The 23932-nt window shown below is 64.3% G+C and carries 28 protein-coding genes; 22 read left to right on the forward strand and 6 right to left on the reverse strand.

From position 1 onward, the window contains the following. Positions 1 to 2: 2 nt before the first annotated feature. Positions 3 to 1367, reverse strand: coding sequence for a peptidoglycan DD-metalloendopeptidase family protein (locus tag AC56LY_RS00360; RefSeq protein ID WP_499575517.1), 1365 nt, complete (start codon positions 1365 to 1367; stop codon positions 3 to 5). 180 nt (positions 1368 to 1547) lie between these two features. On the opposite strand from AC56LY_RS00360, the gene tyrS reads away from it, so the two are divergent. From tyrS to AC56LY_RS00445, 17 genes are all read left to right on the forward strand, one after another. Further along, positions 1548 to 2777 carry a tyrosine--tRNA ligase gene (tyrS, locus tag AC56LY_RS00365; protein ID WP_499575519.1) on the forward strand — a complete coding sequence of 410 codons (1230 nt, stop codon included), beginning with the start codon at positions 1548 to 1550 and terminating at the stop codon, positions 2775 to 2777. Next, positions 2774 to 3232 (forward strand): D-aminoacyl-tRNA deacylase, encoded by a 459-nt coding sequence (gene dtd / locus AC56LY_RS00370; RefSeq protein WP_499575521.1) that lies wholly within the window; start codon positions 2774 to 2776, stop codon positions 3230 to 3232. The genes tyrS and dtd overlap by 4 nt, the downstream gene beginning before the upstream one ends. Before the next feature lie 46 nt (positions 3233 to 3278). Further along, positions 3279 to 3944 carry a YbhB/YbcL family Raf kinase inhibitor-like protein gene (locus AC56LY_RS00375; RefSeq protein ID WP_499575524.1) on the forward strand — a complete coding sequence of 222 codons (666 nt, stop codon included), beginning with the start codon at positions 3279 to 3281 and terminating at the stop codon, positions 3942 to 3944. Positions 3945 to 3986: 42 nt separating this feature from the next. Beyond that, entirely contained in the window at positions 3987 to 4661 is a 675-nt protein-coding gene (locus AC56LY_RS00380; protein WP_499575526.1) for a histidine phosphatase family protein, read from the forward strand. A gap of 112 nt (positions 4662 to 4773) precedes the next feature. Beyond that, positions 4774 to 4965 carry a hypothetical protein gene (locus AC56LY_RS00385; protein WP_499575529.1) on the forward strand — a complete coding sequence of 64 codons (192 nt, stop codon included), beginning with the start codon at positions 4774 to 4776 and terminating at the stop codon, positions 4963 to 4965. Then, complete coding sequence (locus AC56LY_RS00390; RefSeq protein WP_499575533.1) at positions 4956 to 5423, forward strand: PIN domain-containing protein; 468 nt, start codon at positions 4956 to 4958, stop codon at positions 5421 to 5423. The genes AC56LY_RS00385 and AC56LY_RS00390 overlap by 10 nt, the downstream gene beginning before the upstream one ends. 210 nt (positions 5424 to 5633) lie before the next feature. Further along, entirely contained in the window at positions 5634 to 6659 is a 1026-nt protein-coding gene (gene dusB / locus AC56LY_RS00395) for a tRNA dihydrouridine synthase DusB (RefSeq protein ID WP_499560218.1), read from the forward strand. 116 nt (positions 6660 to 6775) lie between these two features. After that, positions 6776 to 7009, forward strand: coding sequence for a helix-turn-helix domain-containing protein (locus tag AC56LY_RS00400; RefSeq protein ID WP_005667930.1), 234 nt, complete (start codon positions 6776 to 6778; stop codon positions 7007 to 7009). Between the two features lie 92 nt (positions 7010 to 7101). Further along, a complete protein-coding gene (gene purH, locus AC56LY_RS00405; protein ID WP_499575536.1) occupies positions 7102 to 8688 on the forward strand; it encodes a bifunctional phosphoribosylaminoimidazolecarboxamide formyltransferase/IMP cyclohydrolase in 1587 nt (528 codons plus the stop codon). Between the two features lie 137 nt (positions 8689 to 8825). Then, entirely contained in the window at positions 8826 to 9365 is a 540-nt protein-coding gene (gene ruvC / locus AC56LY_RS00410) for a crossover junction endodeoxyribonuclease RuvC (RefSeq protein WP_183556793.1), read from the forward strand. A 15-nt stretch (positions 9366 to 9380) separates the two neighbouring features. Then, a complete protein-coding gene (gene ruvA / locus AC56LY_RS00415; RefSeq protein ID WP_499575539.1) occupies positions 9381 to 9959 on the forward strand; it encodes a Holliday junction branch migration protein RuvA in 579 nt (192 codons plus the stop codon). 13 nt (positions 9960 to 9972) lie between these two features. Then, entirely contained in the window at positions 9973 to 11040 is a 1068-nt protein-coding gene (gene ruvB, locus AC56LY_RS00420) for a Holliday junction branch migration DNA helicase RuvB (RefSeq protein WP_499575541.1), read from the forward strand. A gap of 96 nt (positions 11041 to 11136) precedes the next feature. Continuing rightward, on the forward strand, positions 11137 to 11388 hold the full coding sequence (locus AC56LY_RS00425; RefSeq protein WP_499575543.1) for a hypothetical protein: 252 nt from the start codon (positions 11137 to 11139) through the stop codon (positions 11386 to 11388). A gap of 6 nt (positions 11389 to 11394) precedes the next feature. Beyond that, positions 11395 to 11643: a hypothetical protein gene (locus AC56LY_RS00430; RefSeq protein WP_499575546.1), complete on the forward strand. Its 249-nt coding sequence runs from the start codon at positions 11395 to 11397 to the stop codon at positions 11641 to 11643. A gap of 129 nt (positions 11644 to 11772) precedes the next feature. Beyond that, positions 11773 to 14106 carry an ATP-binding protein gene (locus AC56LY_RS00435; RefSeq protein WP_499575548.1) on the forward strand — a complete coding sequence of 778 codons (2334 nt, stop codon included), beginning with the start codon at positions 11773 to 11775 and terminating at the stop codon, positions 14104 to 14106. Beyond that, the gene (locus AC56LY_RS00440) at positions 14103 to 14582 is read left to right on the forward strand and encodes a response regulator (protein ID WP_499575550.1); all 480 of its coding nucleotides are present in this window, start codon (positions 14103 to 14105) and stop codon (positions 14580 to 14582) included. Before AC56LY_RS00435 ends, AC56LY_RS00440 begins: the two co-directional genes overlap by 4 nt. Next, the gene (locus tag AC56LY_RS00445; protein ID WP_499575552.1) at positions 14561 to 16237 is read left to right on the forward strand and encodes a hybrid sensor histidine kinase/response regulator; all 1677 of its coding nucleotides are present in this window, start codon (positions 14561 to 14563) and stop codon (positions 16235 to 16237) included. The genes AC56LY_RS00440 and AC56LY_RS00445 overlap by 22 nt, the downstream gene beginning before the upstream one ends. On the opposite strand, the gene AC56LY_RS00450 is transcribed toward AC56LY_RS00445, so the two are convergent. Beyond that, on the reverse strand, positions 16229 to 16636 hold the full coding sequence (locus AC56LY_RS00450; RefSeq protein ID WP_499575555.1) for a hypothetical protein: 408 nt from the start codon (positions 16634 to 16636) through the stop codon (positions 16229 to 16231). The two genes, AC56LY_RS00445 and AC56LY_RS00450, sit on opposite strands and share 9 nt — an antisense overlap. Before the next feature lie 295 nt (positions 16637 to 16931). Here AC56LY_RS00450 and AC56LY_RS00455 point away from each other — a divergent pair, with 295 nt between their 5' ends. From AC56LY_RS00455 to AC56LY_RS00470, 4 genes are read left to right on the forward strand one after another with little or no spacing between them, the layout of a single operon-like run. Next, positions 16932 to 18299: an amidohydrolase family protein gene (locus tag AC56LY_RS00455; RefSeq protein WP_499575559.1), complete on the forward strand. Its 1368-nt coding sequence runs from the start codon at positions 16932 to 16934 to the stop codon at positions 18297 to 18299. Next, positions 18238 to 18741 carry a CIA30 family protein gene (locus AC56LY_RS00460; RefSeq protein ID WP_499575562.1) on the forward strand — a complete coding sequence of 168 codons (504 nt, stop codon included), beginning with the start codon at positions 18238 to 18240 and terminating at the stop codon, positions 18739 to 18741. Before AC56LY_RS00455 ends, AC56LY_RS00460 begins: the two co-directional genes overlap by 62 nt. Before the next feature lie 16 nt (positions 18742 to 18757). Beyond that, positions 18758 to 19879 (forward strand): sensor histidine kinase, encoded by a 1122-nt coding sequence (locus tag AC56LY_RS00465; protein ID WP_499575564.1) that lies wholly within the window; start codon positions 18758 to 18760, stop codon positions 19877 to 19879. Then, positions 19876 to 20481, forward strand: a complete 606-nt coding sequence (locus AC56LY_RS00470; RefSeq protein WP_499575567.1) for a response regulator — start codon at positions 19876 to 19878, stop codon at positions 20479 to 20481. The genes AC56LY_RS00465 and AC56LY_RS00470 overlap by 4 nt, the downstream gene beginning before the upstream one ends. On the opposite strand, the gene AC56LY_RS00475 is transcribed toward AC56LY_RS00470, so the two are convergent. The 4 genes from AC56LY_RS00475 to AC56LY_RS00490 all read right to left on the reverse strand — a co-directional run bounded on the left by AC56LY_RS00475 (position 20448) and on the right by AC56LY_RS00490 (position 22165). Next, positions 20448 to 20972 (reverse strand): hypothetical protein, encoded by a 525-nt coding sequence (locus AC56LY_RS00475; protein WP_499575569.1) that lies wholly within the window; start codon positions 20970 to 20972, stop codon positions 20448 to 20450. The two genes, AC56LY_RS00470 and AC56LY_RS00475, sit on opposite strands and share 34 nt — an antisense overlap. 61 nt (positions 20973 to 21033) lie before the next feature. Further along, positions 21034 to 21375, reverse strand: a complete 342-nt coding sequence (locus tag AC56LY_RS00480; RefSeq protein WP_499575571.1) for an SMR family transporter — start codon at positions 21373 to 21375, stop codon at positions 21034 to 21036. Positions 21376 to 21414: 39 nt separating this feature from the next. Then, positions 21415 to 21867, reverse strand: coding sequence for a DUF2147 domain-containing protein (locus tag AC56LY_RS00485; protein ID WP_499575574.1), 453 nt, complete (start codon positions 21865 to 21867; stop codon positions 21415 to 21417). A gap of 103 nt (positions 21868 to 21970) precedes the next feature. After that, on the reverse strand, positions 21971 to 22165 hold the full coding sequence (locus AC56LY_RS00490; protein ID WP_499575576.1) for a hypothetical protein: 195 nt from the start codon (positions 22163 to 22165) through the stop codon (positions 21971 to 21973). Between the two features lie 232 nt (positions 22166 to 22397). On the opposite strand from AC56LY_RS00490, the gene AC56LY_RS00495 reads away from it, so the two are divergent. Continuing rightward, the gene (locus AC56LY_RS00495; protein ID WP_499575579.1) at positions 22398 to 23879 is read left to right on the forward strand and encodes an alanine/glycine:cation symporter family protein; all 1482 of its coding nucleotides are present in this window, start codon (positions 22398 to 22400) and stop codon (positions 23877 to 23879) included. The last annotated feature ends 53 nt before the right edge of the window (positions 23880 to 23932 follow it).

Here is a 23932-nt window from a genome sequence, read left to right on the forward strand (position 1 = left end):
TCTTAGCGGGCGGCCATGGCCGAACCGCTTGGACCTAGCAGCGAGAAGCGGTGATTCATCTCAGCTGCAGCCATGCGGAAACGTGCCAGTTCAGCCTGGTTCAGCGGTTGCTGTGCCAGCGACTTGTACTGGTTTGGATCCTTGGCCACGCCTGCAACACGGAATTCGTAGTGCAGGTGCGCGCCGGTCGACCAGCCGGTCGAACCGACGTAGCCGATGACCTGGCCCTGGTTGATCTTGGCGCCCTTGCGCAGGCCTGGCGCGATACGGCTCATGTGCGCATAGGCGGTGCTGTACGCCGACCAGTGCTTGAGCACGACCATATTGCCGTAGCCATTGCCGTTGCCGGCGAAGTCGACGGTAGCGTCAGCCACGGCGCGGATCGGGGTGCCGGTCGATGCTGCGTAATCGACGCCCTTGTGCGCTTTCCATTTGCCCGACAGCGGGTGCACGCGCATCGAGAAGCCCGACGAAATCCGCGAGTACTCGAGTGGCGACTTCAGGAAGGCTTTCTTGAGTGCCTTGCCGTCCAGGGTGTAATAGCCGCCCTGTTTGGTGATCGGGTCTTCGTACCAGACCGACTGATAAGCCACGCCGCGGTTGACGAACTCGCCAGCCAGGATACGGCCGGTCTTGACCTGTTCGCCGTCGAGCCAGAAGGTCTCGTAGACCACATTGAAGCGGTCACCGCGCTTGACGTCTGTGCGGAAGTCGATATCGGTCGAGAACATCTCGATGATCTGGCCGACGATCGAATCGGGCAGGCTGCCGCCGTCGACATTGGAGTCGGTGGCTGCATACAGCGACGAAGCGATATCGCGCGAGCGCATCTCGACGCGACGCTCGAGCTTGGCCGGCGCTTCGAGGGCGACGAAAGCTTCGCTCTTGCGCTCGACACTGATCGTGCGTGCGTTGCCATTCTTGCCATCGATGACAGTGGCGCGCATCGACAGCAGCAGGCCGTTTTCATCGGTCTCGGCCTGAATGCGCTTGCCGGTCTGGAGCGACAGCAGGCGACGTGCCAGCTTGTCGGAACGAACGAATTTCTGTGCCTGTGCATCTTCGATGCCAAGGCGGGTGAAGAGCGAGCCGAGCGAATCGCCGCGGCGGATGCGTTCTTCGTGGATGAATTGCTGCTCGTCTTGCTGGAGCGCGGCGATCTGGGATGCCAGATTTGGCAATTCCAGGTTCGTCGCGACCGAGGTCACGGGCAGGTCGGAAGGATCGCTGGCGATCGGGGCGACACCTACTGCGCCAAAGGCGCACATGCTCAGGAAGACGGCGCCGGCGCTCAAAACGCGGGCTTTGCGGGTCTTCGGCACCAGCTGCAGCAGTGTCTGACGGGTAATTTTCTGTATAGGGTTCATGCAATCAGTTAAAATTTGCGGCTGAACTTTCAAGGGCCATGTTCATGACGTTTAACAAAGTTTTCTTTGGGAAACGAAAACAGGATCGTGAATTATACCAAAAGATGTGGTCCTACAACCGTTTTAGCCAATTTCCTACACGAATTTATGACCTCAACCGCAGTTCCTGGTGGCAATTCCATGCTAAATGCGCCCGTGCGCCTTCCTCTGACTGAGCGTGTTCTCGAGTCCCTCGCCATCGCAAAAAGGGGTGTCGACGAGCTGCTGATTGAGGCCGACTTTGCGCAAAAGCTGGCGCGGTCCGAGCAAACCGGCACACCGCTGCGCATCAAGCTGGGTCTGGACCCGACGGCGCCGGACTTGCACTTGGGTCACACTGTGGTGCTGAACAAGTTGCGTCAATTGCAAGATCTGGGTCACCAGGTGATCTTTTTGATCGGTGACTTCACGTCGATGATTGGCGACCCGTCGGGGCGTAACGCCACCCGGCCGCCGCTGACGCGCGAGCAGGTTGAAGAAAACGCGATGACGTACTTCCGTCAGGCATCGCTGGTGCTGGACGCCAGCCGCACCGAGATGCGCTACAACTCGGAGTGGTGCGACCCCCTCGGCGCGCGCGGCATGATTCAGCTGGCGTCACGCTATACCGTAGCGCGCATGATGGAGCGCGACGATTTCACCAAGCGCTACAAGAGTGGGACACCGATTGCCGTGCATGAGTTCCTGTATCCGCTGATGCAGGGCTACGATTCGGTCGCTTTGCACTCCGACCTTGAGCTGGGTGGAACGGACCAGAAATTCAACTTGCTGGTTGGCCGCGAACTGCAGAAGGATTACGGCCAGGAGCCGCAGTGCATCCTGACCATGCCGCTGCTCGAAGGCCTGGATGGCGTCGAGAAGATGTCCAAGTCGAAAAACAACTACATCGGCATCACCGAAGCACCGAACACCATGTTCGGTAAGCTGATGAGCATTTCGGACGACATGATGTGGAAGTACTTCAATCTGCTGTCGTTCCGCTCACTGGACGACATCGCCCAATTGAAGGCGACGATCGACGGCGGCGCCAACCCGCGCGACGCCAAGGTGGCGCTGGGCAAGGAAATCGTGACGCGCTTCCATTCGGCGCAGGCGGCCGACGATGCGCTGGCTGACTTCGTCAACCGCTCCAAGGGCGGCATCCCCGACGACGTGCCGGAAGTGGCGCTGTCGGGCGCACCGATGGGCGTGGCGCAATTGCTCAAGCAAGCTGGCCTGTGTGCATCGACGTCGGAAGCCATGCGCATGGTCGACCAGGGCGGCGTGCGCATCGATGGCGCCGTCGTGGCGGATAAGGGGTTGCAGGTGGCTGCCGGCACGCTCGTCGTGCAAGTGGGCAAGCGCAAGTTTGCGCGCGTGACGCTGGCATGATCGGTTTGCTGCAACGTGTGAGCGAAGCGGCAGTGCGGGTCGACGGTGCGACCGTCGGCGCCATCGGTCCCGGCCTCGTGGTATTGCTGTGCGCCGAAAAGGGCGACACCGAGCGCGAAGCCGACCTGCTGCTGACCAAGATGCTGGGCTACCGCGTCTTTTCGGACGAGGCCGGCAAGATGAACCGCAGCCTGGCCGACGTCAAGGGCGGCCTGCTGCTGGTGCCACAATTCACGCTGGCAGCCGACACCAAATCAGGCACACGGCCATCGTTCACGCCGGCGGCAGCGCCGGAAGACGGCCGGCGCCTGTTCGATCACGTGGTGCGCCAGGCGCGCACGCGCCACGGGCAGGTGGAGATCGGCGTGTTCGGCGCCGACATGAAGGTGTCGCTCATCAATGACGGGCCGGTGACCTTCTGGCTGCGGGTTGATCCGGTCGTAGCAACGCGCTGAAACCCCGGCTGGCTGCAGGTGTCAAAACCAGTAGCCGGGAGGAGTGATGCGCATCTGGAGCAATTCATTTACCAACGGGGCCGCCATTCCCGCTGCCTGCGCGTTCGCCGTGGGCGACCCTGCCACCCGTGTCAGGTTGTCGAGCAACCGCAACCCGCACATTGCCTGGGACGACGTGCCGACCGGCACCGAGTCGCTGGTACTGTTCTGCCACGATCCCGACGTACCGCGCGATGCACGCCGTGTCAATGTCGACGGCTGCACGGTGCCGCTGACGGCGCCGCGTACCGCTTTTTTCCACTGGACGCTGGCCGATATCCCGGTGTGCCTCACGGCGCTGGCCGAGGGCAGGTTTTCCCATCGCGTCACGCCGCACGGCAAGCCGGGCCCGCTGGTGCCGTTTACCATCAAGAACGGCACCGAGCACCAGCTGCGCCACGGCGTCAACGACTATACCCACTGGTTTGTCAACGACCCGGCCCTGGCTGGCGAGTTTTATGGCTATGACGGCCCATGTCCACCCTGGAACGACGAGCGCGTGCATCACTACGTTTTCACGCTGTATGCACTCGATTTGCCGCGCCTGCCGCTCACGGGGCGTTTCACCGGGCTCGAGGCGCGCATGGCGATCTACGGGCACATCCTCGACGAGGCGTGCATCTTTGGCACCTATGCACTCAATCCCCACGCCGTCGCCGATCTGCCAAAATAGCGCTTCCATCCGATTGCCCCGAGGTTCGGGCACAAGAACCTCATGACCCTGACCACGGCGCCCCAGGGCGCGACCACGATCCTGCTCATCCGCCATGGCGAAACCGCATGGAATGCCGAACGCCGGCTGCAGGGCCATCTCGATATCCCGCTCAATGCAGAAGGCGAGCGCCAGGCGGCGCTGCTTGGCGCGGCACTGGCCGGTGAAGCCATCGACCACGTGCTGTCCAGCGACCTGGGCCGTGCCCGGCAAACCGCTGAAGCGATCCTGCGCGCACGCGGCGCAACGACGGCGTTGCAGGTCGATTCCCAACTGCGCGAACGCTGCTACGGCGGCTTCGAAGGCTTGCTCTATAGTGAGATCGCGGCCCGCTATCCGCTGGAGTTTGCCGCCTGGCAGGCGCGCAACATCGATGCGACGCTGCCACCGGGCAACAATCAGGGTGAATCGTTCCGCGCCTTCTTCGACCGCGTCACGACGGCGATCGCGGCCCAGGCGGCCCGCTATCCGGGGCAGACGCTGGCGCTGGTGGCGCACGGCGGCGTACTCGAGTGCGCCTACCGCGCCGCGCTGGGTCTGTCGCTGGACACCCCGCGCGACTTCAAGGTCCACAACGCCAGCATCAACCGCTTCGTGCTCGAGCAGGGCAAGTTGCGCTTGCTCAGCTGGGGCGAAGTCGAACATCTGCGGCAAGTGGCGCTGGACGACTTGACGTAATGTCATCCGTCAAGCCGTCCTGTCTGCATCGGTTGGGATCCTGGCCGACGACACCCCGCTGCAATTGCGCTACACTTATCCCACGATCGAATTGCGTAGCGGGAGGTGCAAGATGAGCGAGGCGATGTATCGCAGCAAACGCAAGGAGCCGGTTGTGCCAGAGCCGCCGTTGACGCCTGTGGAAGCCGCCCGGCAACGCCGTCTGGCTGCGCTGAAGATGGCGGAAGGGCTGTGGAAAGACCGCACCGACACAGTAAAAGACGGTGTTCAAGCGCAAGAGCAGCTAAGAAGCGAATGGCGTTGATTTTATTCGACACCAATATTTTCATCGACATGCTCAATGGCGTTCACGAAGCCGCGATAGAGCTTGGGAGGTACGATTTTCCGGCCATTAGCACAATTACCTACATGGAATTGCGCGTTGGCCAAATTGCTCGCCCCCATGAGGTACCGATCCTCGACGCATTACTTGCAGAGTTCGCAGTATTACCCCTGGATCCGCAAATTACCGAGCTTGCCATCGACATCCGTGGCAATAGCCTCATCAGCGGTCCCAAAGTAAAACTTCCGGATGCAATCATTGGTGGCACGGCCGCTGCCTATGGCATTTCGATCGTCACACGCAATCCAACGGACTTCTCGTGGTCGGGCATCGTCGTTCACATTCCATACGACTATGACTCGGCAACAGGGCGTGTCACCGACGTGCGTCCTGCATTCAGCGATTTCAAACCACGGCCCACGCTCACCCGCATTCGCTGACGCGCTTCGGATGAACCATCCGCCTCTGTATTGTCTATCAGCGATGATGCTGCCACGTCAACTATCCGGGCGCGGTGCTACCTAGGCAAAAGCTAATTAGCACAACTTGCCAATATCGCACACACAACAATTTGAAAAATTGTGCTGATAATTTGAGCAGCGCTTGAGGTAAAATAGCAGGTTCCCGTGTCACTTTTGAGTCTGCCAGCTGTGCAAATAGGTCCTTATCTCCTGCGTAATAACGTCTTTGTCGCACCGATGGCTGGTGTGACGGACCGCCCGTTCCGGCAACTGTGCAAGCAGCTCGGTGCGGGCTATGCGGTGTCCGAGATGGCCGCGTCCAACCCGCGCCTGTGGGCCAGCGAAAAGACATCGCGCCGGATCGACCACGCGGGCGAGATGGAGCCCAAGGCGGTGCAGATCGCCGGTGCCGATCCGAAAGACCTGGCCGATTGCGCGAAGTTCAACGTCGAGCGCGGCGCGCAGATCATCGACATCAATATGGGGTGCCCGGTCAAGAAGGTGTGCAACAGCTGGTGCGGGTCCGCCCTGTTGCAGCACGAAGACCTGGTCGAGCGCATCCTGCACGCGGTGGTCGAGGCCGTCGATGTGCCGGTCACGCTGAAGTTCCGTACCGGCTGGGATCGCCAAAACAAGAACGCGCTGCGCATCGCGCGTCTGGCCGAGCAGGCCGGCATCCAGATGCTGACCCTGCACGGTCGCACCCGGGCCGACGGCTACAAGGGCGACGCCGAGTACGACACCATCCGCGCCGTGAAGGCGTCGGTCGGCATCCCGGTGGTGGCCAACGGCGACATCACCACGCCCGAGAAGGCGAAGTTCGTGCTCGACTACACGGGGGCGGACGCCGTCATGATCGGCCGGGCGGCCCAGGGCCGGCCATGGATCTGCCGCGAAATTGATCATTACCTGCGCACGGGCGAGCACATGCCGGCGCCGCTGGTGGAAGAGGTGCGCGAACTGATGCACGAGCACTTGCCGGCGCACTACGCCTTCTATGGCGAGTTCATCGGCGTACGCACCGCGCGCAAGCACATCGGCTGGTATGTCCAGGATCTGCCGGATGGCGAAGAATTCCGTCAGCGCATGAATCTGCTGGAATCGACCGCCGAGCAACTTGCTGCGATGGATGACTTCCTGAAATCCCAGCACCGCCATGGCGAGCGGTTACAATACCGCCCCGCGCTTCCCGCCGTGGACGCGATCGCCGCATAGAAGACCAGCACAACCAGCGACAAGAAGAACAATTGGGGACGCGCTGCCCACATATGCAGCAAGCCAGTGAAGCAAGCTGGGCAGCAATCACACAACCAGGATGAAGCAGCAAAGACATGAGCAAAGAAAGTATCCAGGAAGTTGTCCAGAAGAGTCTTGAAGACTATTTCAACGATCTCGGCGAACAAAAACCGACCAACATCTACGACATGATGGTGTTGACCGTCGAAAAGCCCGTCCTCGAAGTCGTCATGTCGCGCGCCGACGGCAACCAGTCGCATGCCGCGCAGATGCTGGGCATCAATCGCAATACATTGCGCAAGAAACTGCAAGAGCACGGGCTGCTCTAAGCGTTGCCGGTTCGGCTGCGCTTCCTGCGCGGCCTCGGAGACCTATCGGTCTCCACGCCCGGCGCCAGGAATTCTCAACCATAGGCCTCACCATGATCAAACAAGCTCTCATTTCCGTATCCGACAAGACCGGCGTGCTCGATTTCGCGCGCGCGCTGAACCAGCTGGGCGTGAACATCCTGTCCACTGGCGGCACCGCCAAGCTGCTGCAAGAAAATGGCGTGCCAGTCACGGAAGTGGCCGATTACACCGGTTTCCCGGAAATGCTCGATGGCCGCGTCAAGACGCTGCACCCGAAAGTGCACGGCGGTATCCTGGCCCGTCGCGACTTCCCCGAGCACATCGCGAAACTGGAAGAGCACAATATTCCGCAGATCGACATGGTCGTGGTCAACCTGTACCCGTTCCAGCAAACCGTCGCCAAAGAGCAATGCTCGCTGGAAGATGCAATTGAGAACATCGACATCGGTGGCCCGACCATGCTGCGTTCGGCCGCCAAGAACCACCGCGACGTGGTCGTGGTCGTCGATCCGGCCGACTACGGCGTCGTGCTGGCAGAAATGAAGGGCTCGGGCGGCGACGCCGGTCCGGTCAGCTACGAGACCAAGTTCCGCCTGGCAAAGAAAGTGTTTGCGCACACCGCCCAGTACGACGGCGCGATCACCAATTACCTGACCAGCCTGGGCGAAGACCGCGCGCACGCAACCCGCTCGAACTTCCCGGCCACGCTGAACATGGGCTTCGAGAAAGTCCAAGAGATGCGCTATGGCGAAAACCCGCATCAGGGCGCCGCCTTCTACCGCGACCTCGTCACGATCGACGGCGCGCTGGCCAACTACCGCCAGCTGCAAGGTAAAGAGCTGTCGTACAACAATATCGCCGATGCCGATGCGGCCTGGGAATGCGTCAAGTCGCTTGGCGGCCTCGGCCAGACTGCCGGTTGCGTGATCGTTAAGCACGCCAATCCGTGCGGCGTGGCCATCGGCATCGATGCATTGGACGCGTATTCGCGCGCGCTGCAGACCGATCCGACCTCGGCCTTTGGCGGCATCATCGCCTTCAACGTCGAAGTCGATGGCAAGGCGGCCGAAGCGCTGGCCAAGCTGTTTGTCGAAGTGCTGATCGCGCCGAGCTTTACCGCCGAAGCGCGCCAGATCATGTCGGCCAAGCAGAACGTGCGCCTGCTGGAAATCGCGTTGGGCGCCGGCCAGAATGCCTACGACGTCAAGCGCGTCGGCGGCGGCCTGCTGGTGCAGTCGCCGGACGCGAAAAACGTCGGCATGGAAGACCTGCGCGTCGTCTCCAAGCTGCAGCCATCGCCGCAGCAGCTGCAAGACCTGATGTTCGCGTGGCGCGTGGCCAAGTTCGTCAAGTCGAACGCGATCGTGTTCTGCGGTAACGGCATGACGCTGGGCGTCGGCGCCGGCCAGATGAGCCGCATCGACTCGGCGCGCATCGCGTCGATCAAGGCCCAGAACGCCGGCCTGAGCTTGACCGGCTCGGCCGTGGCGTCGGATGCATTCTTCCCGTTCCGCGATGGCCTGGACGTCGTCGTCGATGCCGGCGCGACCTGCGTGATCCACCCGGGTGGCTCGATGCGCGACCAGGAAGTCATCGATGCCGCCGACGAGCGTGGCGTTGTCATGCTGTACACGGGCACGCGTCACTTCCGTCATTGATTCATTGGCAAGGCGAGGGCAGCGGGAAACCTGCCGCCCCCGCTGACGTCCAACGGGGGCGTACCGAAATGGTGCGCCCCTGTGTTTTTGCACAGTATTTTTCCCACGAACACCCCCAGCCGGGGTAACATTCCAGCATGATTATTCTCGGCATCGACCCGGGCCTGCGCACGACGGGGTTTGGCGTCATTGAAAAACACGGCACGAAGCTGCGCTACATCGCTTCGGGCACCATCAAGACCGGGCTGGAGGGCGCCTTGCCGCCACGCCTGAAAGTCATCCTGCACGGCGTCAGCGAGATCATCGCGACCTACCAGCCGGCCTGTTCCGCCATCGAAAAAGTGTTCGTCAACGTCAATCCGCAATCGACCCTGCTGCTGGGCCAGGCGCGCGGCGCGGCCATCACGGCGCTCGTGGGCGCCGACCTCGATGTGGCCGAATACACGGCGGTGCAGGTCAAGCAGGCGGTGGTCGGCACCGGCCGCGCGGCCAAGCCGCAAGTGCAGGACATGGTCGCGCGCCTGCTCAAGCTGCCGGGTCTGCCGGGCAGCGACGCCGCCGATGCGCTCGGCGTGGCCATTTGCCATGCCCACACGATCGACACGCTGGCGCTGCTCGGCGCCATTGCGCCCGACATGATCGGGCTGCGCATGAAAAACAGCCGTCTCGTCTCATAACAAGGAACTCATTCGATGATCGGTCGTCTCTCCGGAACCCTGCTCGAAAAAGCGCCGCCGCATGTGCTGGTGGATTGCAATGGCGTCGGCTATGAAGTCGATGTGCCGATGAGCACGTTCTACAATCTGCCGCACACGGGCGAAAAAGTCGTGCTGTTTACGCACCTGACCGTGCGCGAAGATGCGCACCTGCTGTTCGGCTTTGGCACCGCGTCCGAACGCGCGCTGTTCCGGCAACTGATCAAGATCACGGGTGTCGGCGCGCGCATGGCGCTGTCGATCCTGTCGGGTATGACCGTGGCCGAGCTGTCGCAGGCCGTCACGCTGCAAGAGACGGGTCGCCTGGTAAAGGTGCCCGGGATCGGCAAGAAGACCGCCGAGCGCCTGCTGCTGGAACTGAAAGGCAAACTCGGCGCCGACATCGGCATGGTGGCCGGTGTGCCGCGCGACGACACGCAGACCGACGTGCTCAATGCGCTTGCTGCGCTAGGTTACTCCGACAAAGAAGCGCTGCTCGCCATCAAGAACATGCCAACCGGCGCCAGCGTCTCGGATGGCATCAAATTTGCGCTCAAGGCGCTCTCCAAAGCCTGACCGGATGTAAGCAATGAGTATCCAGACCGACAACTTTACCGAACAGCGCGTGATCGACGCCGCGCCGGCCTCGCCCAACGAAGAGGCGATCGAGCGCGCGCTGCGGCCCAAGCAGCTTGACGAATATGTCGGCCAGGAGAAAATCCGCGACCAGCTCGAGATTTTCATCACGGCCGCGCGTAACCGCCATGAAGCGCTTGATCACACGCTGCTGTTCGGGCCACCGGGCCTGGGCAAGACGACGCTCGCACACATCATCGCGCGCGAGATGGGCGTGAACCTGCGCCAGACGTCGGGCCCCGTGCTCGAGCGTCCGGGTGACCTGGCCGCGTTGTTGACGAATCTCGAGCCGAACGACGTACTGTTCATCGACGAGATCCACCGCCTGTCGCCGGTGGTCGAAGAGATCCTGTACCCGGCGCTCGAGGACTACCAGATCGACATCATGATTGGCGAAGGCCCGGCCGCGCGCTCGGTCAAGCTCGACCTGCAGCCGTTCACGCTGGTCGGCGCGACCACGCGCGCCGGTATGCTGACCAATCCGCTGCGCGACCGTTTCGGCATCGTGGCGCGCCTGGAGTTCTACAACGTCCCCGAGCTGACCAAGATCGTGCTGCGCAGCGCCGCGCTGCTGGTGGCGCCGATCGACGAAGAAGGCGCGCGCGAAGTGGCCAAGCGCGCTCGCGGCACGCCGCGGATCGCCAACCGCCTGCTGCGCCGCGTGCGCGACTTTGCGCAGGTGAAAGGCAATGGCGACATCACGCGCGACATCGCCGACCGGGCCCTCAAGATGCTCGACGTCGACAGCGTGGGCTTCGACGTGATGGACCGCAAGCTGCTCGAAGCGGTGCTGTTCAAGTTTGCCGGCGGCCCGGTCGGCATCGGCAACCTGGCCGCCGCCATCGGCGAAGCGGCCGACACGATCGAAGACGTGCTCGAACCGTTTCTGATCCAGCAAGGCTATCTGCAGCGCACCCCGCGCGGACGCATCGCCACGCCGCTGGCGTACCAGCACTTTGGCGTGACAGCGCCGCGCATCAGCCCGACAGGCGACTTGTGGGATAGTCTGCCGCCTGCCTGAAGATCGGCAGCACAGCCCCCCAGTGACTTTGTGCGCCTTTTGCAGCACGTGCAGTACCATATACTGCATGTCTTGCAAACTGACGGCGATCCCGCAATGACATCCAGACTCGAACATACCTGGTGGTTTGCCGCGCTGGTGAGCGCATCGGCCGCGTTGTCCACGGGTTTTCTGGCTCACAGAGCCGGGCTTGGCGTGCCACCCACCGGCCTGGCCCAATGGATCGTGTGTGCCTTGTGCTTCTTCGTATTGCATCGCGGGTTTGTGTCCGCGGGCTGGTTGCTTGTGCTGGCGCTGGCGCCATCGAGCCGCTTGCTGGAGCGCTCCGGCGCAAAGTCGCCACGCTGAACAGTCATGGACGACATCAACGTCTTGAAGGTCATCGCGGGCGTCTTCCTGGTCGTCTTCGGTGTCCCGAATCAGGTCATCGACTACAAGCACCGCAAGAACAAAGACTATGAACCCGGCAATGCCTGGGGCTATTACGCCAGACTCGCCAGGGAAGGCAGCTGGGAGGGGCGTTTCATGATGTGGTCGGGTTATATCGGGATCTACGCCATCATCGGTGTCCTCGGCTATGCGTTTTACGTTCTGGCGAAATAAAAAGTAACGCCACTTGTCCGAAAACCATCGGTTTTCAGACGCGCACGACGATTATTTACCCCGTTTTCCTGTTAGTGCTACTCTTCGCCTCTTCGTCTAACAAACGGCCATGCGATAAAGAGTCACTCAATGAGTCGCAGCACCCTGCCGTTCCCGTACAGTATCAAGCGCCATGGCGTCTCCCTGTCCAACTGCGATGATGAGCCGGTGCAGACCCCGGGCTGCATCCAGGCGCATGGCTTGCTGCTGGCGCTCAGTCCCGATGATCTGATCGTGCGTCAGGCCAGTGAAAACTGGCCGCAGCGTACTGGCCTGGCCATGGACCAGGTACTGAACCAGCCACTGGCCGGCGTGATCGGCCCGGATGCGGCGCAGCGCATTGTGCATGCAATGCGCACCGAAGTCCTGGAACGCAATGCGCTGTACGTGCTGACGGCGCCGCTGCCCCATCCGCCTTGCCAGGATGTGCCAATGGACTTTTCAGTCCACCAGGCCGACGGCGTCCTGATCGTCGAGATCGAGCCGGCCAGCCGCCCGGGCGACACGGTCGTGACCGACAGCGACTATTATTCGATGGTGAAGACGACGCTGGTGCGCCTGAAGTCCGCCAGCAGCCTGAGCGCGTTCTGCGACATCGCCGCCAATGAGGTACGCCGCACGACGGGGCTGGACCGCGTGATGATCTACCGCTTCCACCGCGACGAGACCGGCGAAGTGATCGCCGATGCGCACCGCAGCGACCTCAATTCTTGGCTGGGCTTGCGGTATCCGGCCAGCGACATCCCGGTGCCGGCGCGGGCGATCTTCAAGCGCATCGGCGTGCGCCCGTTGCCGGACGCGAATGGCGCACTGATGGAAATCACGCCGCTGCTGAACCCCGTGACGGGGCGGCCGCTGGACATGACCTACTGCGCGCTGCGCGGCGCCTCCGTCATGTACACCGATTACCTGCGCAATATGGGTGTAGCCGCCACGCTGACCATGCCAATCCTGCGCGACGGGCGCCTGTGGGGCCTGATCGCCTGCCACCATTACGCGCCGATCGTCATGCCCTATACCTTGCGCGCGGCCGCCGAATTCATCGGCCAGGTCACGTCCCTTGAAATTGCCTCGGCCGAGGGCCGGGAGCATCTGGAATACCGGCTGAAGCTCGACGCCGCGCACCAGGCCGTGCTGGGCCAGGCACTCGCCGACGGCAACTACGCGGCGCTGACGCATGGCGCGCCTTCGCTGCTCGATGGCATCGACGCGGGCGGCGTGGCAGTATCGGAAAACGGCCAGTGGAGCATGGCCGGCGCCACCCCGGATGCACAGCAGCTCACGACACTGGCGGCCTGGCTGACGCTGCACAGCGCGCGCCTGGCCGATGGCAGCACGGTCATTGCGCTGGACGACCTGGGCCGCGACGACCCTGACGGCATTGACCGGGCCGATTGCTGCAGCGGCGTGCTGGCGTTTCCGATGTCACAGCGCAGCCACGGCGACTGGGTCATCTGGTTCCGCCCCGAGCAGTTGCAAACCTATCAGTGGGGCGGCAATCCGTACGAAGCCGGCAAGGCGACCGGGGAGCACGGCACCCGCCTGACTCCACGCCACAGCTTCGCCGTGTGGCAGGAAGAGGTGCGGGGCCGCGCCGAACCCTGGAAGCCGGTGGAGATCGAAGCGGCCAAAAACCTGCGTCTGTTGATGCTCGACGTCGTCGTGGCGCGCGCCGAACAGTTGGCGGCGCTGAACACGGATCTGGTGCGCAGCAACGACGAACTCGATGCGTTTGCCTACGTCGCCGGCCATGACCTGAAAGAGCCGCTGCGTGGCATCCACAAGTACGCGCACTTCCTGCTCGAAGAAACGAAGGCGGGCCGCCCGCTCGACGCGCAGGGCCGCGAACGCATCGACGCCATGTTGCGGCTGACGGTGCGCATGGACAGCCTGCTCGACGCGCTGCTGCACTTCTCGCGCGTCGGCCGCCTCTCGCTCGAGCGTCAGCCGATCGCACTGGACGACGTGGTGGCCGAAGCGACCGACATGCTCGGCGCGAGTCTGCTGGGACGCGACATCGACGTGCAGATTCCGCGGCCACTGCCGACGATCTCGTGCGACCGCATCCGCGTGCGCGAAGTGTTTGCCAACCTGATCTCCAACGCCGCCAAGTACAACGACAAGCCGCAGCGCTGCATCGAGATCGGCTATCTCGATCCGGTGGATGGCGATGCCGTCTCCACGTTCTACGTGCGCGACAACGGCATCGGCATCGACACCAAGCACAGCGAGCGCGTCTTCATGATGTTCAAGCGCCTGCACACGCGCGACGCGTACGGGGGCGGCAGTGGCGCCGGTCTGGCGATCGTCAAGAAGCTCGTCGAGCAGCACAATGGTCACAGCTGGTTCACGTCCGACGTGGGTGTCGGCACCACCTTTTATTTCACACTGAGCGGTACCGGCATGAAGCAGTCCGGCGCATGACGCTACTGGTGCGCAGCGACCTGCCGCCCATCCTGGTCGTTGACGACAGCGACGACGATTTCGACACCGTCTCGATTGCCGCGCGGCGCGCCGGCATCCGCAACCTGCTGGTGCATGCCACGGATGCCGACAACGCCAGGCGCCTGCTGTTTACGGCGCCTGCGGTGGTCTATGCCTTCATGCTCCTGGACTGCAATCTGCCCGGGGAAGACGGCCTGACGCTGCTGGAAGAAGTGCGCCGCCATCCGCAACGCCGCACGCTGCCCGTCATCGTGCTGACAGCCAGTATCAACCCGCGCGACCGGGACGCGTTCTATGCGGCCGGCGGCAACGCCTATCACGTCAAACTGGTGAACTTCGAGGAAGGCCTGGCCAACCTTGAGAGCATCTTTCGCTACTGGCTGACGCACGTCGTGCTGCCGGGCGCGGACACATCATCGACTGGAAAACCCCCATGCCCACGCTCTTGCCCATGACCTACGAGACCGATCGTCCCTGGCGCATCCTGCTGGTCGACGACAATGCGCTGGACCGCGCCGACGCGAAAGCGGCGCTGCTGGGCGGGCACGATCGGCGCTACCAGTTCGTCGAAGCGACGTCGGCGAACGAGGCGATGCACCTGTGCGCAAGTTCGGCGCCGTTCGACTGCATGCTGCTCGATTTCTATTTGCCCGATGGCGACGCGCTCGACGTGCTGGCGCGCCTGCCGTGCGATGCCGACAAGATCCCGCACCTGCCCGTCGTGATCCTCACCGGCGTGGCCGGCGCGGAGAGTCGCGCATCGCTGCGCCATGGCGCCCAGGATTTCGTGGGCAAGGCCTGGCTGGGCCGCGAAAGCCTGACCTGGGCCGTCGAAAACGCGATCGAGCGGCGCAAGATCGCGCGCGAAGTCATGGCCGAACGCCAGGTGATGGACAGCCAGCGCCAGTACCTGTTCGAGGCCGAACGCACGGCGCGCCTGGAAAGCGAACGCGTGGCGCTGCTGAAGGACGAATTTCTCGCCACGCTGAGCCATGAACTGCGCACGCCGCTGGCCGTGATCGTCGGCTGGGCCGGTGTGCTGCAACGCGCGCAGGACAATCCCGCCACAGTCAAGCGGGGCATCGACGCCATCGCGCGCAATGCGGGCCTGCAGGCCAAGCTGATCAACGACCTGCTGGACATGAACCGCATCGTCACCGGCAAGCTGATCCTGGATCTGCAGCGGGTCGACCTGAGCGCGCTGCTCGATTCGGCCGCTGAATTTTTGCGCCCGCTCGCCATCGAGAAGGGCGTGGACATCCGGATCGATACCCATGACGGCGCGCCGCTGGAACTCGATGGCGATCCGGTCCGTTTGCAGCAGATTTTCGCCAATTTGCTGGGCAACGCGCTCAAGTTTACCCCTGGCGGTGGCGCGATCACGTTGACTGCGCAGCGCCGCAATGACGGACAGGTCGCGGTGACAGTGCGTGACAACGGCGAGGGCATCGATGCGCGGTTCCTGCCGCAGCTATTTACCCGCTTCAGCCAGGAAAACAGCAAGGCCGCGCGCGTGCATGGCGGGCTGGGGATCGGCCTGTCGATCGTCAAGCAGTTGACCGAGCTGCATGGCGGCGCCGTCAGCGGCGACAGCGCGGGCGTGGGCCAGGGCGCCACCTTCACGGTGATGCTGCCGCTGCGCCCGGCCGATGGCGAGCATGGCGGCGTGTCCGGGGCGCTGGCCGATGCCCAGACCGACACTGAAGCCGACCAGCTGATGCTGATCGACCTGCGCGGCGTGAGCGTGCTGCTGGTGGACGATAACGAAGACATCCTGGAACTGAGCCGGCGCGTGCTGGAAGAGCGGGGCGCCGGCGTCGTCACCGTCAATTCGGTCGAAGCGGCGCTGGCGCAGTTGGGCGCTGCGCGACCGCAGGTGCTGGTCAGCGATATCAGCATGCCCAAGCTGAATGGCTACGACCTGATCCGCACGGTGCGCAACGACATGCAGCTCGATGAACACATGCTGCCGGCAGTGGCGATTTCTGCGTTCGCGCGGCCACTGGACCAGCAGCGCGCATTGCAGGCCGGGTATCAGGCGTATGTGATCAAACCGTTGCAGCCGCATCTGCTGATCCGCGCGGTGGCGAGTCTGGTGGGGCTAGTGTAGTGATACCAGCTGCCGCGCAGCGCGCCAGCGCAGCAGCGCTTGCGTCTGCGTGCGCAGCACCGGATACACCAGGGTCAGGTACAGCGTCAGCGTCAAACCGAGCAGCGCGCCGGCGATCCACATGAACGCAGGCGCGGCGCCGCGCCACAACAACGTGGCGCAGAACGCGAGCGGCACCGCCAGCAGCAGGGCGACCACTGCGCGCAGCAGGGCAGAGCGGCGCAGCAGATGGCCGGCCATCCCTGTCACGAAGAAAGCGCACGCGCCGAGCACGAGGCACGCCAGCGTTGCCGCTGCCTTGCCCGCGTCGGCCGTCATGGCGCCGGCCGGCAGCACGATCGCCGGCGCGACGAGCACCAGCATGCCGGCGGCAAAGCACAGCAGCCGCAGGATCGTCATGGCGATGCCTGGCGCAGCAAGTAGACAGGGGCGGTGTTCTGGCTCATACGAGATCGATTGCAACATTCAGCCAGTACGGCAATGTGATAAAGATAGCACACAGGCAATATTGGGGTCATGGTAACTGTCTTTGGCACGCGACAGATTTGTCCTTGTTTTGCCGTTAATATGTCTTTCAGATGTAGCGGGGGCGAGGTCGCACATGACAGTTGTCACCCCATATCGGTGGCAAGTGCGCCTGTCGGCAGACCCGCATGATCGACATACTGGTCTCACACCAACCCGTGAGGAAACCATGTCCACTATCATCGCAAAAGCGGCATTTGCCGCCGCCGGTCTGTCCCTCTCCTGCATGGCGCTGGGCGCTGCCACCCTGGTCCAGGACGTGCGTGTCTTCGACGGCAAGGCCGTGCACGAACGGCGTTCGGTGCTGTTCGACGATGCACGCGTCGTCGATGCGGATTTTCGCGGGCCGGCCCCGGCAGGCGCGCGCATCGTCAAAGGCGCCGGGCGCACGCTGCTGCCCGGCCTGATCGACGCCCACACCCACGCCTTCAGGCAACTCGACCTGCCAGTGCTGTTCGGCGTGACGACCCAGATCGACATGTTTACCGCCGTGCCGGTCATGCAGGACGCCAAACGCAGCATGGCAGCAGGGCAGCACGCGGGCCAGGCGGACCTGTTCTCGGCCGGCGTCCTGGCCACCGCGCCCGGCGGCCACGGCACCCAGTTCGGCGTGCCGATCCCGACCCTGAGCAGCCCGGGCGAGGCGCAGGCCTTTGTCGACGCCCGCATCGCCGAAGGCTCCGACTTCATCAAGATCGTGCTGGAAGCGGGCGGGCACGGCGCTGGCGCAATGAGCTCGCTCGACATCGCGACCGCCACCGCGCTGATCGAGGCGGCGCACCGGCGCGGCAAGCTGGCCGTCGTCCATGTCAGCACCGAAAAAGACGCCCGCGCCGCGCTCGAGGCCGGCGCCGACGCGCTGGTTCATCTGTTCCTGGGCACCGCGCCCGATGCAACGGCGGTCGACAGCCTGGCCAAACTGGCCAAACGCAAGAACGCCTTCGTGATCCCGACCTTCACCGTCATGGAAAGCATGGCCGGCGTGCGCGGCGACGATTTGCTGGGCAATGCGGATCTGGCGGCGCTGGTCGAACGCGAGGGCGCAACGACCCTCAAGGCGCGCTACGGCCAGCAGGCGCAGCCCCAGCTGCTGGCGATGCCGAAGGCGGTCACGGCCGCATTGGCCAGGGCGGGCGTGCCCATCCTGGCCGGCACCGATGCCGGCAATGCTGGCACGCTGTACGGCATCAGCATGCACCGCGAACTGGCCGCTCTGGTCGAAGCGGGGTTGACGCCGACCGCCGCGCTGGCCGCCGCCACGAGCGCACCGGCCGCCGCCTTCCGGCTGGGCCAGCGCGGCTGCGTGGCCAAGGGCTGCAAGGCCGACCTGCTGCTGGTCGAGGGCGATCCGACACGCGACATCACCGCCACGCGCCGCATCGTCGAGGTGTGGAAAGACGGGCAAAGCGCAAATGCCCTGCGCGACACCAGGCGGCAACAGGTCGCGCAAGAGCGGCGCATCGACGCGCCAGAGCTTGCCGGCCGATGGACGTATCAGCCAGTTCAGCTCGTCGAAACTGGCCAGCCCGTTCGGTAGCGGCTGGATGCCGTCGACCGACCAGTACGCCGGCGGCAAGTCGACCGTCAAGCTCGACGTCCTGCCGGCGCTGCCCGACGGGCAGGTCCCGCTGGCGGTGCAGGCCAGCGTCGCCCCCGGCCTGCCGTATGCGTGGTCGAGCGTCGCCTTCATGCCCGGTGCGCGGCCGATGCAGCCGGCCGACCTGAGCGCGGCCCGGGTCTTGCGCTTCAAGGTGCGCGGCGACGGCAAAACCTACCAGGTGATGATCATGGGCGCGGCCAATAACCGGCCGAGCAGCGTGCCGTTCGTCGCCGGCAAGGAGTGGGAAGAGATCAGCGTGCCGCTGGCGGCCTTTGCCGGCATCGATCCGGCGGCGGTTGCCATGCTAGCATTCAGTGCCGGGCCACAGCCGGGCGAGTACCGCTTCGAACTTGCCGACGTGCGCCTGCTGGCGCAATAACGATCACGGAGTCACGATGACAACGACCTTCAGGCAGGTGCTGATGCGGCCGTGGATGCCGGCCGACTACGGCGCATTGCAATACACGTGGCTGCTGTCGCTGGGCTACCTGTTCTGGAAGTTTTATTATGTGGCGCCCGGCGCGGCCGAGGCGGCGCTGCTGGCGCTGACGATCATCCTGTTCGTGCCGCTGTACTGCGCCAGTTTCTGGCCGCGTGGCTGGCGCGTCGGCGCCTGCGTGGTGACCACCTGCCTGATCGGCGCAGCCTGGGCGCCGTGGAATCCGGGCGCTGCCTGCTTCTTCATCTTTGCCTGCGCCATGTGCGCGCGCATTCACGGCACGGCCCGCGCCGTGGGGGCCATGCTGGCCGTGATCGCTGGCGGCGCGCTCGTTGCCTTGCTGCTCCCGCAGATGCGGATGGTGTTCCTGCTGCCGATCCTGATGGCCGGCATGCCGGTCGGCCTGTCGTGCATCATGGATGCCCGGCTGCGCACGTCGCGTACGCTCCTGATGCGCAAGCAGGAAGAGGTCGAGCACATGGCGCGCATCGCCGAGCGCGAACGCATCTCGCGCGACCTGCACGACCTGCTGGGCCACTCGCTGTCGATGATTGCGCTGAAGGCCGAACTGGCACGCAAGCTGGCGCGGCGCGATCTGACTGCCTGCGAGCGCGAAATCGCCGACATCGAAACCAATGCGCGCCAAGCGCTGGCCGAGGTGCGCGCGGCCGTGACGGGGTTTCGCCACAGTGGCCTGGTGCAGGCGCTGGCCAGTGCGCGCGCCAGCCTGCTGGCGGCTGACGTGATCCTCGACGAGCGCATCGAGCGCATGGACCTGGCGCCGGCGGCCGAACACGTGGTGGCGCTGGCCGTGCGCGAAGCCGTGACGAACATCGTGCGTCATGCCGGCGCGTCACGCTGCACGCTGAGCCTGGTGCAAGAGCAGCAGGATGGCCGGACGCACGCCGTGCTGCGCGTGCTCGACGACGGCAAGCTGCGCAGCACGGATGGCCTGCAGCCGGGCAACGGCCTGGCCGGCATGCGCGAGCGGGTGGCGGCGCTGGGCGGGCGCTTGTCGCTGCAGGCCGGCGCCGGCCTGGCGCTCGAACTGCACGTGCCGTCGGGAGCATCGGCATGATCCGCATCCTGATCGCCGAAGACCAGACGCTGGTGCTGGGCGCCCTCAGCGCGCTGCTGCGGCTCGAACCGGATTTCGACGTGGTGGGCGGCGCCGCAGACGGGCGCGCAGCGCTGGCGCTGTGCGAGCGCCTGGTGCCGGACATCGTGCTGACCGATATCGAGATGCCGCACATGACGGGCCTCGAACTGGCGCAGGGACTTGTCCAGCGCAAGCTGGCGTGCCGCGTCGTGGTCGTGACCACGTTCGCGCGCAGTGGCTACCTGCGCCGCGCGATGGAGGCCGGCGTGCGCGGTTATCTGCTGAAAGACGCGCCGGTCGATGCGCTGGCCGCGGCGATCCGCGTCGTGCACGGCGGCGGCCGCGCGATCGCGCCCGAACTGGCGCTGGAAAGCTGGAACAGCGGCAGCGATCCGCTGACCGAGCGCGAGCGGCAGGTGCTGCGGCTGGCGGGGGAAGGGCGCAGCAGCGGCGAGATCGCGCGCCAGGTGCACCTGTCGGAAGGCACGGTGCGCAACTACCTGTCCGAGGCGATCAGCAAGCTGGGCGCCGGCAACCGCGTCGAAGCCTACCGGTTGGCGCGCGATGCCGGCTGGTTGTAGTCGTCGGCGTTGCGGCGCGGCCGGCTCAACTGGTTCCAGGCGGGTGTTTTACCGCCACGCCGGGGCGGCGCTGGTGGCTGCGGCACGTGCATCAACGGATAGATGAAACTGCAATAGAGCAGGACCGTGTGGATCAGGAAGAACGTGCACAGGTACACCATCAGCATATTGCTGCCATGCCAGATGACGATGCCGCTGGCGCCGAACGGCACCATCAGCAGCAGCGCCGCGAACGAACGCAGCATGGCGTCGCGCCCCATGCGCTGCCCCGCCATCGCCACCAGGAAAAACCCGCCCGAGCCCAGCGCCACGCCCACCAGCACGATGTACGGTTCGAGCCAGTCGGGAATGCCATGCGCCGTCGAGGCCAGCAACGCGGCCGGCAGCAGGATGGCAAACACGCCGGCGGCCATGCTCAGGAGCCGCAGCACGCGCATCTCGCGCCCGCGAAAGACGGGGCGGGCAGTACGTGTGATCGGGATGGGTGTCATGGTGCGAAGGATCGGGATGGGGCCGGATGTAACGTCCGGGCGCACGGCGCGGTTGACATGGTCAGTGCCCGACGCTTTTCGAGAACAGGTTGATGACCAGCACGCCGGCGATGATCAGCGCCAGGCCGGCAATCGCCGCCAGATCCAGGCTTTGCTTGAAATACAACCAGCTGACGATCGAAATGAGCACGATGCCCACGCCGGACCAGATCGCGTAGGCGATGCCGGTTGGCAGCACGCGCAGGCTGAAGGTGAGCAGGTAGAACGACAGGGCATAACAGCCCACCGTGATCAGGCTGGGCAGGGGACGGGTGAAGCTGTCGGAGGCTTTCAGGGCCGTGGTGCCGATCACTTCGGTCACGATGGCGAATCCGAGATAGAGGTAGGCGAGGTTCAGGGTCATGGAAAATGAAAACGGCCCGTCGCCGGGCCGTGGGTACGATTACTGCTCGCGCTGCCAGGTCTGGGTGCGCCCGAACATCGGCGCGCCGATGTAACCGCGCACTTCGAGTTTGTTGCCGTTGTCGGCCAGCGTGGCCTTGCTCTTGTAGGTCTTGCCGGCGGCCGGGTCGAGGATTTCGCCGCCGGTGTAGTCGCCACCGTCTTTCTTCAGGCCCGACAGGATCGTCATGCCGATGATCGGCTGGTCCTTGCGCGCGTCGCTGCATTTCCCGCACAGCGGGTTCTGCTCTTCGGATGGTGCGCGGTACAGTTTTTCGATCTTGCCGGTCAGGACGCCGCCTTCTTCGGTGATCCGCACCAGCGCCTTCGGCTTGCCGGTCTTGTCATCGATGGTCTTCCAGGTGCCGACCGGCGAGGTGGCCTGCGCCCAGGCGGCGGCGGGCAGGGTGAGCATGGCGGCGGCGATCAGGCTTGCTTGCATCAGGTGGCGCATGGTGTCTCCAGTGTTGTTGTAGGTGCGGTGCCAGTGTAGCCTACCGTTTCGCCCGTGTGACAGGTTGACGCCCGAGGATGTATTCCAATCGCGCAGCACGGGGCTATGGCGCGTTGCGCACGTCTTCCGGTGTGACCTGGTGGCGCCGCTCGGCCGGGCGGGTCAGCACGCGCAGGCTCACTTCGAGCGGCACGCCCAGCGTGGCCAGTTCGCGCGCCGCAGGGCGGGCCTCGATCGACAGGTCGTGCAGCACGGCGTCGATGAGGAGGGAGGTCTTGTAATCGCTTCGTCGGTCCATGGTGGGATCGTATCATGTCCACCACGCTTTAGATCGCCAGCAATTGGTGCACAGACCGGGCGCGCCCGCACCAGCAGCGCCCATTTCCCGCCCATCCTGCGTCAGCCTGGCGCATGGCGCCACAGGGTCGAGAAAATGATGTTAATTCCCTACGGAATCATGTAACTTGTGCGACGTCACGGCGGCGATATGCCGCCCTTCCTGAACCCCTCAACGCAGGAGTCGCACCCCCATGCTCGACCTGGTCAACGCAGTCAACGGTATCATCTGGAGCCCCATCATGATCGCCCTGTGCCTCGGGGCGGGCCTGTATTTCTCGATTCGAGGCCGCTTCCTGCAGGTGCGGCACATCCGCGAGATGCTGCGCCTGATGCGTGAAGGGAAGAGCTCGGAGCAGGGCGTGTCGTCGTTCCAGGCGCTGGCCATGACGCTGGCCGGCCGCGTCGGCACCGGCAATATCGCGGGCGTGGCCACCGCCATCACGTTCGGTGGCCCCGGCGCCGTATTCTGGATGTGGGCCGTGGCCTTCCTGGGCGCCAGTTCGGCCTTCGTCGAGTCGACGCTGGGCCAGGTCTACAAGGAGCAGATCGGCAACCAGTACCGCGGCGGCCCGGCGTTCTATATCGAAAAAGGCCTGGGCATGAAGCGCTACGCCTGGACCTTCGCCATCGCCACGCTGTTCGCCACGGGCCTGCTGCTGCCAGGTGTGCAGGCCAACTCGATCGCCGAAGGCCTCAAGACCGCCGCCGGCATCGATCCGCTCTACACCGGCATCGGTCTGGCCGTGGTGCTGGCCGCGATCATCTTCGGTGGCGTCAAGCGCATTGCCCATTTCGCCGAGATCGTGGTGCCGTTCATGGCGGCCGCCTACATCCTCGTGGCCGTCGTGGTGGTGGCGATGAACATCGAAGCGCTGCCTGGCGTGCTGCGCCTGATCGTCAGCTCGGCCTTCGGCCTGGACGCGGGCTTTGGCGCCATGCTCGGCATGGCGATCCAGTGGGGCGTCAAGCGTGGCATCTATTCGAACGAAGCCGGGCAGGGCACCGGCCCACATGCGTCGTCGGCAGCCGAAGTGAGCCACCCGGCCAAGCAGGGTCTGGTGCAGGGTTTTTCGGTGTACATCGACACGCTGTTCGTGTGCTCGGCCACCGCCTTCATGCTGCTGGTGACGGGCCAGTACAACGTCGAGAATACTGACGGCACGGCGCGCTTCATCGGCGTGCAGGGCGTGGCGTCGGGTCCGGGCTACGTGCAGACGGCGCTCGAAAACGTGCTGCCGGGCTTCGGCGCGCTGTTCGTCGCGATCGCGCTGCTGTTCTTCGCGTTCACGACCATCGTCGCCTACTACTACATCGCCGAAACCAATATTGCTTACATGGACCGCCATAACCGCCATCCGTGGCTGGGCGTGCTCCTCAAGCTGTGCATCGTCTCGGCCACGATCTACGGCGCAGTCAAGACCGCCGACGTGGCCTGGGGCCTGGGCGACATCGGCGTCGGCCTGATGGCCTGGCTGAACATCGTCGCAATCTATTTGCTTCGCAAGGACGCCTTCAAGTGCCTGCGCGACTACGAAGCGCAGAAGAAGGCCGGCAAGGAACCCGAGTTCGATCCAGTTGCGCTCGGGATCAAGAATGCGCATTACTGGGAAGGTCGCGCTGCTGCGCTCAAGCTCCAAGGCGATAGTGCGCGCGACGCGGCGGCGATCAAATAAAGACGTGCGGCGTCCCGGCCATCCAGGCCCGGGCGCCCGCTGGAGCGTGTGCC

Source organism: Telluria sp. ZT3P25, assembly GCF_059685895.1.

Excerpts from the sequence above, each read along its gene's own strand:
- ruvB (WP_499575541.1), top strand. The coding sequence starts at position 9,973 with ATGAGTATCCAGACCGACAACTTTACCGAACAGCGCGTGATCGACGCC.
- AC56LY_RS00425 (WP_499575543.1), top strand. The coding sequence starts at position 11,137 with ATGACATCCAGACTCGAACATACCTGGTGGTTTGCCGCGCTGGTGAGC.
- AC56LY_RS00360 (WP_499575517.1), bottom strand. The coding sequence starts at position 1,367 with ATGAACCCTATACAGAAAATTACCCGTCAGACACTGCTGCAGCTGGTG.
- ruvA (WP_499575539.1), top strand. The coding sequence starts at position 9,381 with ATGATCGGTCGTCTCTCCGGAACCCTGCTCGAAAAAGCGCCGCCGCAT.
- AC56LY_RS00440 (WP_499575550.1), top strand. The coding sequence starts at position 14,103 with ATGACGCTACTGGTGCGCAGCGACCTGCCGCCCATCCTGGTCGTTGAC.
- AC56LY_RS00470 (WP_499575567.1), top strand. The coding sequence starts at position 19,876 with ATGATCCGCATCCTGATCGCCGAAGACCAGACGCTGGTGCTGGGCGCC.
- AC56LY_RS00430 (WP_499575546.1), top strand. The coding sequence starts at position 11,395 with ATGGACGACATCAACGTCTTGAAGGTCATCGCGGGCGTCTTCCTGGTC.
- AC56LY_RS00380 (WP_499575526.1), top strand. The coding sequence starts at position 3,987 with ATGACCCTGACCACGGCGCCCCAGGGCGCGACCACGATCCTGCTCATC.
- ruvC (WP_183556793.1), top strand. The coding sequence starts at position 8,826 with ATGATTATTCTCGGCATCGACCCGGGCCTGCGCACGACGGGGTTTGGC.
- AC56LY_RS00475 (WP_499575569.1), bottom strand. The coding sequence starts at position 20,972 with ATGACACCCATCCCGATCACACGTACTGCCCGCCCCGTCTTTCGCGGG.
- AC56LY_RS00485 (WP_499575574.1), bottom strand. The coding sequence starts at position 21,867 with ATGCGCCACCTGATGCAAGCAAGCCTGATCGCCGCCGCCATGCTCACC.
- AC56LY_RS00435 (WP_499575548.1), top strand. The coding sequence starts at position 11,773 with ATGAGTCGCAGCACCCTGCCGTTCCCGTACAGTATCAAGCGCCATGGC.
- AC56LY_RS00490 (WP_499575576.1), bottom strand. The coding sequence starts at position 22,165 with ATGGACCGACGAAGCGATTACAAGACCTCCCTCCTCATCGACGCCGTG.
- AC56LY_RS00390 (WP_499575533.1), top strand. The coding sequence starts at position 4,956 with ATGGCGTTGATTTTATTCGACACCAATATTTTCATCGACATGCTCAAT.
- tyrS (WP_499575519.1), top strand. The coding sequence starts at position 1,548 with ATGCTAAATGCGCCCGTGCGCCTTCCTCTGACTGAGCGTGTTCTCGAG.
- dtd (WP_499575521.1), top strand. The coding sequence starts at position 2,774 with ATGATCGGTTTGCTGCAACGTGTGAGCGAAGCGGCAGTGCGGGTCGAC.
- AC56LY_RS00450 (WP_499575555.1), bottom strand. The coding sequence starts at position 16,636 with ATGACGATCCTGCGGCTGCTGTGCTTTGCCGCCGGCATGCTGGTGCTC.
- AC56LY_RS00445 (WP_499575552.1), top strand. The coding sequence starts at position 14,561 with ATGCCCACGCTCTTGCCCATGACCTACGAGACCGATCGTCCCTGGCGC.
- AC56LY_RS00495 (WP_499575579.1), top strand. The coding sequence starts at position 22,398 with ATGCTCGACCTGGTCAACGCAGTCAACGGTATCATCTGGAGCCCCATC.
- AC56LY_RS00385 (WP_499575529.1), top strand. The coding sequence starts at position 4,774 with ATGAGCGAGGCGATGTATCGCAGCAAACGCAAGGAGCCGGTTGTGCCA.
- AC56LY_RS00480 (WP_499575571.1), bottom strand. The coding sequence starts at position 21,375 with ATGACCCTGAACCTCGCCTACCTCTATCTCGGATTCGCCATCGTGACC.
- purH (WP_499575536.1), top strand. The coding sequence starts at position 7,102 with ATGATCAAACAAGCTCTCATTTCCGTATCCGACAAGACCGGCGTGCTC.
- AC56LY_RS00375 (WP_499575524.1), top strand. The coding sequence starts at position 3,279 with ATGCGCATCTGGAGCAATTCATTTACCAACGGGGCCGCCATTCCCGCT.
- AC56LY_RS00400 (WP_005667930.1), top strand. The coding sequence starts at position 6,776 with ATGAGCAAAGAAAGTATCCAGGAAGTTGTCCAGAAGAGTCTTGAAGAC.
- AC56LY_RS00465 (WP_499575564.1), top strand. The coding sequence starts at position 18,758 with ATGACAACGACCTTCAGGCAGGTGCTGATGCGGCCGTGGATGCCGGCC.
- AC56LY_RS00455 (WP_499575559.1), top strand. The coding sequence starts at position 16,932 with ATGTCCACTATCATCGCAAAAGCGGCATTTGCCGCCGCCGGTCTGTCC.